The organism is Bradyrhizobium sp. USDA 3315 (assembly GCF_054056795.1).
In genome coordinates this window covers 5,572,227-5,585,261 of record NZ_JBSRYP010000001.1, presented here as the reverse complement: position 1 = coordinate 5,585,261, position 13,035 = coordinate 5,572,227, and the positions used below count along the sequence as shown (strand labels likewise).

Below are 13,035 nucleotides of genomic sequence, written 5' to 3'. Positions count from 1 at the left end.
TGACAGGGCCACATGACGAGAGAGAGCCGCGGCATACAGTCGATCGAGGTCGGCGGAGAATTGCTCCGCGCGCTGGCCCGCAGCGGCGAACCGATGATGCTGCGCGATCTCGCCCGCGAAGCCGGTATGCCGCCGGCCAAGGCGCATCCCTATCTCGTCAGCTTTTCCCGCATCGGCCTGATCGAGCAGGACGAGACCACTGGCCGTTACGAGATCGGGGCGCTGGCGCTCGAGCTCGGCCTGATCAGCCTGCGCCGGCAGTCGGCGGTACGGATCGCAACGCCGCGGATCGCAGCGCTCGCCGACAGCATCAATCACGCGGTGTCGCTGTCGGTCTGGGGCACCCACGGTGCGACCGTGGTGCGGCTCGAGGAGCCGAGCCATCCGGTGCATATCGCGATGCGCGTCGGATCGGTGGTGGCGCTGCTCGAGACCGCGACCGGCCGCGCCTTCGCCGCCTTCATGCCGCCGAACGCGATCAGGACCGCGCTCGACAGTGGCCTCGATCGCCTCGGCGTCGGCTACAATCCGAAGCGTCCGCCGGCGGACGCGAAGACGGCCGATATCCTCGCCGAGGTCCGCAGCCGCGGGCTGGCGCGGGCGATCGGCGATCCCTTGCCCGGCGTCAACGCCTTCGCCGCGCCGGTGTTCGATCACGCCCGCCACGTCGCGCTGGTCATCACAGCGATGGGCCCGGAGGGCACCTTCGACGCCAGCTGGGACAGCGCAATTGCAACTGCGCTGCGCGATTGTGCGGGCGAGATCTCACGGCAACTGGGGCACGGCACAGCGCCGGCGACCGAAAGACCGTGACCTAAGCACGCTCGTCCGGCTCCCTCCTCGCGCGCAAGTGCCACTGAGTTGCCCTACATGGCAAGTCCTCCGGTGCTTATCCGGAGCACAACTCAGTGTATGATGTGTCCGTCTCACCCGATCGAGGGGGGCTGCGCATCGTCACGGATGTTACGGTGAGATGCGGTTGACGCCCGAGCGCACGTAGTGGCTGGTGTCTTCAAAGCGCGCAGCGCCTTTGCGAAAGAAAGTACGTCCGATCGGCGCATCAAGCTAACATCGAATCAGATTTAAGACTTGTCGGCAACACTCTCCGAATCGGCGCGCGGCACTCCAGCCTCCACGACCTCCCGGGATACTGCGCGGCTGCATCCAACAGCGAAACACGACACCGACCGGTGACGAAATGACACGATTGATGAAATCAGCGACCATCACCAGGTTCATGAGCGAGCTGTGGTGCCGTTCACTCATGCTCTGTTCAAGCTATTTAGATTAGGACTGCGAACGGATCGGGAAGCAATATCGATACGTCCGCAGCCAGCTCGAGACGGTGCTTCATCAGGTTCTTCCAGTAAACTCGTCCGCGTGACCAATATATAGCCGACTCGCTCACAGCTTGCAGAGGTATTGACGTCCATTCGTATTTGGATCGGATCCGTCGCTAGACGACAAGAAGAGCGCTCCACCCCAATGCGAATATGCGCCTCGCCCAATTTTCTGGATCGTGTCATGAGCTGAGTGGGGTGGTCCAAGGAGCTTACCATCCTCGAACAATGCGAGGCTAGAACTTATGGGGCTCGTACTGTCGTCACCCCGCGGAAGATAATCCGGCAGTGTCGCACCCCACATTAAGCCGCCGTTGCTCGCAAACGACTCGATACGAAACTCGGTCGGTTTACCGGACTCGATCCGGCGACCGTTCTCAATCTCGAAGGGACTGAACCACTCGATCGCGTCGGATAGATGGCGTTGACCTGTAAATTTCCGGCCGTACAGGCTTTGGATTGGGATTGCCCAATCGAGGGAATCGGGACGCTTGCGGGCGACGAGCATGTGGAAGGCGATTCTTTGGTCGAAGGTGCCGATAAGGCCTTCGCCGTACGAGCCGAGCAGGGCTGGTTTAACGAGCCAGCGCGGCGACTGCGGAGAGAAGTGAAGCGAAATCGAGTTGAGCAGGTCGAATTTCGCCGCCGCATAATAGTCAAGCATGAGCGTAGGGCTGAATTGATAGAAGCCATGATCAACGCAATTGCTCATCGGCAAGATATGGACGGCAAGGCCGCCGGGACGCAGCATGCGCGAGATGTTGGTGAGCGCGTTCGGAACGTGAAAGACGTGCTCCAGCGTCCCGCCGTTAAGCACCACGCCGAAGCGGCCGATCAATTCAGGTGGAAGACTTTCATTGTTTAGATCAAACTCGAAATCGGCGCCCTCGTATTTGCTGATGTCGATGCTTGACAGATCATTTAGCCCTCCGCACATTTGAAAATAACGAGCCGCGCTCATAGGGCGATCGGCGGATGCCCATAGCGAAACCTTCTCTATGGCTTTAGTAAAGGCTTTCTCTGAGAAGCCGCAGTCCATCACACCAAGCGTTGCGACCGGCCCGTTGGCATGGTGTGCCAAAAGCCACCCGCGCAATAGGACTGCAACGTTGAGCGCCAAACCCATGATGATGCCTCACTTTGGAGGGGCAGCGCATTTGCCTCCCCTACTGACTAGCCGATTGCGGGGTAAGAGCCGCAGGGCAAGTAGCTCTGTAACCCGAGAGAGCCGACCCTAGCAACCCGAGCCTTGGCAGGCCATCTCTGATTTCCCGAATCCGAAAAGGACCTTATTGCACGGCCCATTTTGGTATGACCGGTCCTCGACCGGTGCACGGGGGCGACCAGTCAAATTGCGTGCGGCATCCCAGCTTGATGCACGAGCCTGCCTAGCAAAAAGCCCCGGGCGAGGCCGGGGCTCTTCACGTGATCGATTGCTGCGGGCGCGGATCAGTAGCGGTAGTGATCCGATTTGTACGGACCTTCCTGCTTCACGCCGATATAGTCGGCCTGATCCTTGCGCAGCTCGGTCAGCTTGACGCCGATCTTGGCGAGGTGCAAGCGGGCGACCTTCTCGTCGAGCGTCTTCGGCAGCACGTAGACCTTCTTGGCGTACTTGCCGTCCTTGTTGTTGGCGAACAGCTCGATCTGCGCCAGCGTCTGGTTGGTGAAGGACGCCGACATCACGAAGGACGGATGGCCCATCGCATTGCCGAGGTTCACGAGGCGGCCTTCCGACAGCATGATGATGCGGTGCTTGTCGGGGAATTCGATCTCGTCGACCTGCGGCTTGATGTTGGTCCACTTCAGATTGCGAAGGCTCGCGATCTGAATCTCGTTGTCGAAGTGACCGATGTTGCAGACGATGGCGCGATCCTTCATCGCGCGCATGTGCTCGATGGTGATGATGTCCTTGTTGCCGGTGGCGGTGACGAAGATGTCGGCGCGCGGCGCCGCGTCTTCCATGGTCACGACCTCATAGCCTTCCATCGCCGCCTGCAGCGCGCAGATCGGATCGACCTCGGAGACCATGACGCGGCAGCCGGCCTGGCGCAGCGAGGCGGCCGAGCCCTTGCCGACGTCGCCGAAGCCGGCAACCATCGCGACCTTGCCCGACAGCATCACGTCGGTGCCGCGGCGGATGCCGTCGACCAGCGACTCGCGGCAGCCATAGAGGTTGTCGAACTTCGATTTGGTGACGCTGTCGTTGACGTTGATCGCCGGGAACAGGAGCGTGCCCTTGTTCGCCATCTCGTAGAGGCGATGCACGCCCGTGGTGGTCTCCTCCGAGACGCCCTTGATGTTCTTGGCGATCTCGGCGAACCAGCCCTTCGGCTTCTCCTTCAAGAGGCGCTTGACCAGCGCGTAGAAGATTTCCTCTTCCTCGGAGCCCGGCTTGTCGAGGAAGGCGGTGTCGCCCTGCTCGGCGCGGTAGCCGGCATGCACCAGCATGGTGGCGTCGCCGCCATCATCGAGGATCATGTTGGGCGTGCCGCCGCCGTGCCAGTCGAACAGCTTGGCTGTGTAGTCCCAGTACTCGGTCAGCGTCTCGCCCTTGACGGCGAACACCGGAATGCCGGCCGCGGCGATCGCGGCGGCGGCGTGATCCTGGGTCGAATAGATGTTGCAGGAGACCCAGCGGATGTCGGCGCCGAGCGCAGCGAGCGTTTCAATCAGCACTGCGGTCTGGATCGTCATGTGCAGCGAGCCCGCGATGCGCGCGCCCTTCAGCGGTTGCTTGGGGCCGAACTCCTCGCGGGTGGCCATCAGGCCGGGCATCTCGGTCTCGGCCAGCGAGATCTCCTTGCGGCCGAAATCGGCGAGCGCAATGTCCTTGACGATGTAGTCGGTGAAGCCGGGCTTCGTGGGGGCGTTCATTTGAGCGTCCTGTTGTTGAACTGGTCGTTCCGGGGCGCCTCGAAGAGGCGAACCCGGAATCTCGAGGTGATGATTAGGGATTCCGGGTTCGCTCGCTCCCGCGGGCGCCCCGGAATGACGCAAGTATCAGAGCGCGCGCTTCAGCTGCTCGACGAGATCGGTCTTCTCCCAGGAGAAGCCGCCCTCATTGTCGGGCGTGCGGCCGAAATGGCCGTAGGCCGAGGTGCGCGCGTAGATCGGGCGGTTGAGGTCGAGATGGCTGCGGATGCCGCGCGGCGTCAGATCCATCGCCTTGGCCACCGCCTTCTCGAGCTGATCCTCCGACACCTTACCGGTGCCGTGGGTGTCGATGTAGATCGACAGCGGACGCGCCACGCCGATCGCATAGGCGAGTTGTAGCGTGCAGCGGTCGGCGAGACCGGCCGCGACGATGTTCTTGGCGACATAGCGCGCGGCATAGGCGGCCGAGCGGTCGACCTTGGTCGGATCCTTGCCGGAGAACGCGCCGCCGCCATGCGGAGCCGCGCCGCCATAGGTGTCGACGATGATCTTGCGGCCGGTCAGGCCGGAGTCGCCGTCGGGACCGCCGATGAAGAACTTGCCGGTCGGATTGATGTGCCAGATCGTCTTGTCGCTGATCCACTCCTTCGGCAGCGCCTCGCGGACATAGGGCTCGACGATGTCGCGGATCTGCTTGGACGACAGGTCCTCGACCAGATGCTGGTGCGAGACCACGATCTCGCGGACGCCGACCGGCTTGCCGTTCTCGTACTGCACCGTGACCTGGCTCTTGGAGTCCGGACCCAGCACCTTCTCGCGGCCGGAGTGGCGCGCTTCGGAGATCAGCCGCAGGATCTTGTGGGCGTAGAAGATCGGCGCCGGCATCAGGTCCGGCGTCTCGTTGGTGGCGTAACCGAACATGATGCCCTGGTCGCCGGCACCCTCTTCCTTGACCTCGCCCGGCTGCAGCGCGTCGACGCCCTGCGCGATGTCGGCCGACTGCGGATGCAGCAGGATCTCGATGTCGCAGTTCTTCCAGTGGAAGCCGTCCTGCTCGTAACCGATGTCCTTGATTGCAGAGCGAACCACGCTCTCGATGTGGTCGTTGGTGACCGAGCTCGGGCCGCGCGTTTCGCCGGCGATCACCACCTTGTTGGTGGTCGCGAGCGTCTCGCATGCCGCGCGGATCTGCCACGGGTCGATGCCCGCTTTCGGTCCCTCGCGATAGAACAGATCGACGATCTCATCCGAGATACGATCACAGACCTTGTCCGGATGGCCTTCCGAGACCGACTCGCTGGTGAACAGGTAAGACGCGCGCATCAAGCAAACCCCTTGTTAAGTCGAAGTCCGACGTTGGTTGGTGAATATGTCCCCGGCATGTCAGTCTCGTCGCCGCGAGATGACGTAGGATTCGTCGTAGAACCACAGCCCATTGTGTTTGCGGAGAACTTCGCGCGTGGCCTCGAGAGCTCGTCCGTTTTCGGTCGTTTCGGTCAACCGCTCATCTTCGATCTGCGCGACATACACCGCCGCATTCCACGCAGCAAAGGCCGTCGAGGTTCCGATCAAGCCGGTTACCTCATTGGGCAGCGCTTCCATATCATATCGGAAGATCGAACGGTTATCGGCGTAGGCGTTGAAGTTCAGCTCGCGGCCGGCGGAGCCCAGTTCGTATTTCACCGCGCGCAGTATCTCATGGCGGCTGACGGCGAAAGGATTTTCTCCGGGCCAGACGGCTTGAATCATTTCAAGCCCGGGATCGCCGCCGTGGGAGTGGATTCCTATCAGCCGTCCGCCACCGCGCAGCGCGCGGGCCAGCGGCGCGATGATCCGCTTGGCGCGGAAGTTCACCGAGGATTTGGCACGGTAAGGCTGCGAGGCGATCACAAGATCGAAATTGGCTTCGGTGCGGCCGGCCCGCGGAATGATGGAATCGAGCAGGAACCGGTGATCGTCCCGGTACAGGACCAGCGCCACCGGCCGTTCATAGATCGGCATCGCATTGCCGGGGCTGAGGTTGGCGCGCCAGTTCTGCTCCAGGAACGGACCGAGTTCGGCGATCTGGGCCTCGAACTCACCCGAGGAAGCGCCTCGCAGGGCCACCTCGTGCCAGATCATGCTGGCGGCCGCCGCGGAGTTCTTGGGCGTCAGCCACGGCGCCTCGGCGTAATACATGTTGGTGAACACGAAGACGCTGGCCGGATGCTCGAACAGGCGGTCGGGGACCTTGTCGAGGGTCAGGCGGACGTCCTCCAGGCTCAGTTCCTTGCCGGCGACATAGAACGGCATATGTGGGAAGCGGCCATGCATGGCGCGCAAGACCCGCGCCAGCACCGTGCCGTCGCCCATCCCGGCATCGAACACCCGCAGTGCCGGCGGCCGCGGATGGATGGCTGCCAGCTCCAGTGCAACCCGGTCGGCGATCACCCGCTTCTCACTGCAGGTGTGGACGAACAGCAAATAGCGCTGGCGGTTCTCGAAGAACCGGAAATTGCCCCGCGGATCGCGCTTTTCCGGCGGCACCACGAGGCCGCGCGGCGGCGCCACGCCGCCCGGCGTCGAGGTCGCGATGAAGGCGTTGATGCGGTCGAGCGTATCGATCGTGATGCGCTTGCCCTCCCGCAGCCGGTACACCAGCTTGCCGTCATTGACGGCGCGGCGGCCGAACGTCGTCTCCGCCATGTCGGAGCGACGGCAGAAATCCGTGATCTGACTGAGGATTTCGTCGTTCTTCATGGCGTCTTGAGTGGGCAGTGGCGAGTGGGACAAGAGTGGGCAGAAGCTTCACGTGGTGATTTCATATCACCATCTTCCCACCAATGGAAGGCCTACGCGCTATCGAAGGACCATACCGCGAGGCACGACCGCCCCCTGTTTGACCGCTATCGCCTGGTCCACACGATCGGATGCGCTCTCTCGCCGCGCTTTTGCGGCGCGAATTGTCACAACCACCGATTTTCAAACAAAAGTTCCACAGCCCCCTTCGCATCGGGGAGCCGAGCTCGACGAGCGACCCAATCCGCACGTTTTACAACCGCGCCGACGTTCGTTAAGAGTGCCGGCTTTAGGGACACCAAATTCGCCAATGAAAACCACTCACAAGATCGGTGCCGCTCGCTTGATGTACCGCGCCGTTCGCGCTGGACGGTCGCTGCTGGGAAGATCCGATCGTCAGATCGCCGTCAGAAACGGCATCAACTACGATCTGGACCTGGCGCAAGGCATCGATTTCGCGATCTATCTCGGCAATATCTACGAGCGCCAAACGAGGGCCACGCTGCGCGAGCTTGTGAAGCCCGGATCACTGGTCCTCGATATTGGGGCCAATGTAGGAGCCCACACGCTCCATCTGGCTCACCTCGTTGGTCCGGAAGGACGCGTTCTCGCCTTCGAACCGACCGACTTCGCCTTTCGCAAGCTCAATCGCAATCTCGAACTGAATCCCGAGCTGCAGAAGCGCGTGATCCCTCTGCACTGCTTCCTGACCGGCAAGGACGCCGAACCCGTTCCGTCAGCCATCTATTCGAGCTGGCCGCTCACCAATGAAAGCGGCTTGCACGCGAAGCACCTTGGGCGTGAGATGCGCACGGAAGCCGCGCAAGCTCGCAGACTCGACGATGTTCTGGCCCAGTTCCCGGATCTGCGGGTGCAGCTCGTCAAGCTGGATGTGGATGGCTACGAGTGCGACGTTCTCCGCGGAGCCTCAAAGCTCATGAAGGACGTGAAGCCGATTTTCGTCATGGAACTGGCGCCCTATGTGCTCGAGGAACGAGGGACCTCCCTAGAAGAACTCTTTTCGTATTTCATTCCAAACGGGTACCGTTTTTTCGATGAAAAGCACGGCAACGCGCTGCCTTCCTCGGCCGCCGAACTAGGCCGAATGGTTTCGGACGGCGCCTGCATCAATGCAATTGCCCGTGTGCAATAGCGTGACTGTCGGAGATTGCATTGGCTTCTTATTCATCCCAGGCGAACACAGCGGCGACTTTGTCCAGCGAGCCGCGGCCGCTCAGCAACCGTAAGCGCGAATTCCTGGAGCGCATCGAGGCCACGCTTGAGGAACAGGAGCGCTGGCGGAAGATCAATTCGGCCTACTATGCCGAAGACCTTCAGTACATGCGCTTTCTAATTCCTCCTGGGAAGCGTGTGCTTGAACTGGGTTGCGGCCGCGGCGAGCTGCTCGCCGCGCTTGAGCCTTCTTATGGAGTGGGCGTCGACTTCAGCCAGGCGGCGATCACGCGGGCGCGCGAACGATTCCCCAATCTGCAATTTCATGAAGGCGACGTGGAAGATCCGCAAACGTTCGACGCGATCGAAGGTCCATTCGACTACATCGTTATCGCGGACACGATCGGGATGTTCGACGACATCGATGGGACGCTTGGGCTGATCCAGAGGATCTGCTCACCATCGACGCGACTGGTGATTTCCTATTATTCCCCCCTCTGGGAACCGATCCTCAAGATCGGAGAAATGCTCAGACTGAAGAGCCGGCAGCCGAAGATCAATTATATCGCCACCTCGGACTTCCTTAATCTGATGGATCTTGCCGACCTTGAGGTCATCAGGCACGAGCAAAGGCAATTGCTGCCGCGGCGGTGGCTCGGGCTGGGGCCCTTCATCAACCGGTTCATCGCGCCGCTGCCGGGCATCCGCAATCTTTGCTTGCGGACATATTTTGTTGGGCGCCCCATACGGCAGTTTGCCGACCGGAAGCTCTCGGCGAGCATCCTCATTCCTTGCCGCAACGAACGTGGCAACATCGAGAGCGCCATCAAGCGCATGCCCAGGTTCGGCAGCGCGCAAGAGATCATCTTCGTCGAGGGCAACTCAAGTGACGGCACCTTCGAGGAGTGCGAGCGGGTTCGCGACGCCTATCGGGGCGTTTGGGACATCACGGTGCTGAAGCAGGACGGCAAGGGCAAAGGTGACGCCGTACGAAAAGGCTTTGCGGCAGCCAAGCAGGACGTCCTGATGATTCTCGATGCGGACCTGACCATGCCGCCCGAGGCGTTACCAAAGTACCATGCTGTGATCGAAAGCGGCAAAGCTGAATTCGTCAATGGCAGCCGCCTCATCTATCCGATGGAAAACGAAGCGATGCGGCCGCTCAACCTGATTGCCAATCGATGCTTCGCCTACATCTTCAGCTATCTGACCAACACGCGATTGACCGACACCCTGTGCGGTACCAAGGTCCTGCTGCGAAAGGACTACGAGGTGCTGGCGCGCGAGCGATCCTATTTCGGCAATTTCGATCCGTTCGGTGACTTCGACCTGATCTTCGGTGCGGTGAAGCAAAATCTGAAGCTGATCGAGACGCCCATTCACTACAAGGCCCGCACGTTCGGCCAGACTCAGATTTCGCGCTTTCGCGACGGCTGGCTGCTGCTGAAGATGGTCGTATTCGCCTATCGCAAGCTCAAAGCTGTATGATCGGTGAGCCGTGACAGACAATCCAGCCGGCTTGAACCAGCGCCAGATCGTCCACCGCGAAGTGTGGGAAACAAAGGAGGCGATACGCCTTCTGTACCAGGACTACCATCGGCAGCTCTTTGAGAACTGTCCGGAGGGTGCAATTCTCGATATCGGCGGAGGCACCGCTCATATCAAGCAAACTCGCCCGGACGTCGTCTCCGTCGACATCCTGCGCTTTCCCGGCATCGATGTCGTGGCCGACGCTCACCGACTGCCATTCCAGAACGGCGTATTTGGCGGCGTGGTGATGCTCGACGTCTTGCATCATCTGGAGCGCCCGATCGAATTCCTCAACGAAGCGTCACGCGTGCTGAAACCAGGCGGACGGCTGGTGATGATCGAGCCCGCGATGACGACGCTGGCGCGCCGGTTCTACGACCACTTTCACGAAGAGCCGGTGGATATGAAGGCCGATCCATTCGCTCCGGTGCCAATCGATCCCAATCGCGATCCGTTCGACGCAAATCAGGCCATTCCCACGCTGCTGTTTGCCACGGAGCCGGCGCGCCGGCGCGTGGAACAGACCGTGCCCTCGCTGCGTGTGCGCAGCGTGGACTGGCACAGCCTGTTTGCCTATCCGATGAGCGGCGGGTTGCAGAGATGGTCTTTGATTCCGGCGGCTCTGGTCAGCCCGACGCTGCAGTTTGAAAAGATGGTACCGGTGTTCCTTCGCAAGCACCTCGCGTTCCGAATGATCGTCGTGGTCGAGCGAGTGTAGGATGCAGTACCTGCTGAGGAGGAGCGGAGCTGCTGTCGGGTCAGCCTCTATTCGCCAAGTCAGCGATTGGAAGTCTATCGGCGCAAGATTGATATTCTGGCCGCTCGTCGTCTTGACCCTGGTGGCGCTTGCGCTCCAGCTCGGCATCCAGCAGCAGGAATTTGAATTCGCCGGTCCATTCACGGCGGAAACGAATCCGCCGCAGGCCTCCTTCATATTAGCCGTTCCGCAGGAGCCGCCCGCTCCATGGTGGCGGCAACCTTTGCTCGGCGACAACGGCGAGAAACCCCTTCAGTCCACCCTCGGGCTGCGCATCAACGGCCGCAAGATGGGCCCCGCGCACACCCTGCACGACATCATTCGGTCAGGTACAACGACGGGATTTAGCCACTGGGGAAGCGGCGTGATCTTTGCGCTTCCTCCTGGCGTGAAGAATGATGCATCAGCAGTAGCAACCGTCCACTACAGCTTGCGACCGAGGGCTTGGGTCATTTCCGCGCTCGCGATTTTGACGGCACTGCTCGGCTGTTTCGCGTATTCCGGTCCGCTCGGATCGTTCGCAAAGCGATATGGTGAGCGATCGAAGATCGCCGTGTTGGGAGCGGCTTATTGGATCCTGGCTGGGCTATGCGGGGCCGCGCTGGTTGCCTCGGCGGTGTTCGCCATCGTCAGTCTCTATGCTTTGGCAACCGGCTATCCGCTGCCAACCGCTGCGCTGATCCGTTGGTCGCCGATAGCCAAATGGGCCGCCATCAACGGGCCGTATCTCGGATATCCGCTCTTGACGCTGGCTGGGCTCGGAGCGGTAGCGACGTGGTCGATCGGCTCGAACACACCTTATCGGTCCCTGATGGCATCGCACGAACGGTTCCTGCGACGGCTTCTCGCCTGGTCTGGATTTCCGATCGTGGCATGTGCGTTCGTTTTTTGCATCAGCACCATGTGGGCGGGAATTGTCAGACCGAGCGACCCTAACGTCTCGAACATGGGCGGCCTGCTGCCATTTTCAGACGCGAACGGCTATGTGACGGCTGCTTTCGATCAGGTGAACGATGGCACTTTGAACGCGTTCGCACTTCGCCGGCCCTTGGCTGCGGCTTTCAGATCGGTTCTGCTGATTTTTGGTAATCTTTCACTGCAGAGCATGCTGATCTTGCAGGCTTGCCTTCTGGCAGGCGCGATGTGCTTTGCGACGCATGCGATCGTCAAGTGGCGAGGCATCTGGGCCGGAATAGCCTTCTTTGCACTGAATTATATCTACGATTGCTACTTTGTGGCGACACCTCTCACCGAGCCATTCGGATTGTTCTGGGCGCTGCTGTCTATCCCGTTCTTCATCAGGGCTTTTCTCGACCGCTCCGTCAGCGCAGCGCTGGTCGCATTTGCGATGACAGCCGTGGCACTGATGACGCGCATGGGGAGCATGTTTACGATTCCTGCTCTCCTGATCTGGCTGGTCTGGCAATTCGGACGAGGCACTAAGGCAAAGATCAGGATTGGCGTCGCGGCTTTCTTTATTTTGCTTGGCGTTCTTGGGTTGAATTCCCTCCTACAACGCGTCTACGCAACAGGCCCTAGTTCAACGACAGGCAATTTTGCCTATGTCCTCTGTGGCCTTTCGATGGGGACAACATGGGACGGTTGCCTCAAGAAGCTCGCCGCGGAGGGTACGCCCGTTGTTGGTTCCGACGATGCTATGGTGCGGCAACTTTATTCTGCCGCCTGGGAAAAATTCCGTGAGAATCCTGGCGTCCTGTTCCGGCGATTGGCCGAGAGCGCAGAGGAGTTCATTACAACATTTCCTGGTGTGCTTTGGAGAGGCTACGGATGGGTGCTCCAACCGGACTGGCTACCCCAGAAACTGCTAACAGCGGTATCCCTTGTCGGTCTTTTGTACGGCGCCGTAAGGCGAGCGAAAGCCGTCGAACTGACTTTCTGGGCCTTTCTCTGGGCGAGCATCGTGGCGTCGTCCGCACTTATCTACTTCGATGATGGCGCACGCGCGCTCGCCGCAAGTCATCCGATGATGGCGCTGTTCTTTGCGCTGGGACTGAGCAGCCGCGTCTGGACAGCGACCGAGTTCCCTTCGCACTCCCGATTGTCACGAAATGGCTTGGTCGGATTGGTTGTGGCGGCAGCGCTCTTCGTTTGCGTGCCTTGGGCAGCTCACCGCTTGTTTGCAGAGAAGCTGGATAGCCCGGGTGACCCGCAAAGCTACAAGGAGTCCTTTGTCTTCAGCGGTCGTCGGATGTCTGGTTTCCTTGTAGTCGAGGATAGCCAGCCGCTTCGCGAGGATGTTCCAACCATTCATCTTTCAGACTTCGCGGCCATGGTCGCGCAGAGCGGCTTGGAACAGTATCAAGGTCTAGTCCACCCCACAGTGCCACCATTGCCGTTCGGTTTCGTGTATGCTCCACGGATAAAGAAGGGCTTCGGTAGCGAGCCTTTGTATATCGTCCCAGCGGAAATTGTAGAACGTCGCGAAGTTCAAGCCTGGCATTTCAATTTGAAGCCATGGGGCCAAAAACATAATGGTGCTGGTGTGTATTGGCTCTATGTCACGAAGGCGGAGCCGTGGCCGGCGACCGAGCGATGACATCCTGAGCTACGCTCGCGTGA

General features: G+C 60.6%; 9 protein-coding genes. 5 read left to right on the top strand and 4 right to left on the bottom strand.

Annotated features, from left to right (window positions below; genetic code table 11):
* The first annotated feature begins 12 nt into the window (after positions 1 to 12).
* The gene (locus ACVIYL_RS25895; protein ID WP_225644480.1) at positions 13 to 813 is read left to right on the top strand and encodes an IclR family transcriptional regulator; all 801 of its coding nucleotides are present in this window, start codon (positions 13 to 15) and stop codon (positions 811 to 813) included.
* A 591-nt stretch (positions 814 to 1,404) separates the two neighbouring features.
* Here the strand turns inward: ACVIYL_RS25895 and ACVIYL_RS25890 are convergent.
* From ACVIYL_RS25890 to ACVIYL_RS25875, 4 genes are all read right to left on the bottom strand, one after another.
* Positions 1,405 to 2,466 carry a methyltransferase domain-containing protein gene (locus tag ACVIYL_RS25890; protein ID WP_051376449.1) on the bottom strand — a complete coding sequence of 354 codons (1,062 nt, stop codon included), beginning with the start codon at positions 2,464 to 2,466 and terminating at the stop codon, positions 1,405 to 1,407.
* Between the two features lie 323 nt (positions 2,467 to 2,789).
* Positions 2,790 to 4,217, bottom strand: coding sequence for an adenosylhomocysteinase (ahcY, locus tag ACVIYL_RS25885; protein WP_172647648.1), 1,428 nt, complete (start codon positions 4,215 to 4,217; stop codon positions 2,790 to 2,792).
* Positions 4,218 to 4,343: 126 nt separating this feature from the next.
* Complete coding sequence (metK, locus tag ACVIYL_RS25880) at positions 4,344 to 5,540, bottom strand: methionine adenosyltransferase (protein ID WP_225644478.1); 1,197 nt, start codon at positions 5,538 to 5,540, stop codon at positions 4,344 to 4,346.
* Positions 5,541 to 5,600: 60 nt separating this feature from the next.
* Positions 5,601 to 6,956: a hypothetical protein gene (locus tag ACVIYL_RS25875; RefSeq protein ID WP_456780184.1), complete on the bottom strand. Its 1,356-nt coding sequence runs from the start codon at positions 6,954 to 6,956 to the stop codon at positions 5,601 to 5,603.
* Positions 6,957 to 7,305: 349 nt separating this feature from the next.
* Here ACVIYL_RS25875 and ACVIYL_RS25870 point away from each other — a divergent pair, with 349 nt between their 5' ends.
* The 4 genes from ACVIYL_RS25870 to ACVIYL_RS25855 are packed head-to-tail and all read left to right on the top strand — an operon-like array spanning position 7,306 to position 13,012.
* Positions 7,306 to 8,148 carry an FkbM family methyltransferase gene (locus ACVIYL_RS25870; protein WP_456780183.1) on the top strand — a complete coding sequence of 281 codons (843 nt, stop codon included), beginning with the start codon at positions 7,306 to 7,308 and terminating at the stop codon, positions 8,146 to 8,148.
* Between the two features lie 59 nt (positions 8,149 to 8,207).
* Complete coding sequence (locus tag ACVIYL_RS25865; protein WP_212060134.1) at positions 8,208 to 9,656, top strand: glycosyltransferase; 1,449 nt, start codon at positions 8,208 to 8,210, stop codon at positions 9,654 to 9,656.
* A gap of 10 nt (positions 9,657 to 9,666) precedes the next feature.
* Complete coding sequence (locus ACVIYL_RS25860; RefSeq protein WP_456780182.1) at positions 9,667 to 10,416, top strand: class I SAM-dependent methyltransferase; 750 nt, start codon at positions 9,667 to 9,669, stop codon at positions 10,414 to 10,416.
* Position 10,417: 1 nt separating this feature from the next.
* Positions 10,418 to 13,012, top strand: a complete 2,595-nt coding sequence (locus tag ACVIYL_RS25855) for a hypothetical protein (RefSeq protein ID WP_456780181.1) — start codon at positions 10,418 to 10,420, stop codon at positions 13,010 to 13,012.
* Positions 13,013 to 13,035: the final 23 nt, after the last annotated feature.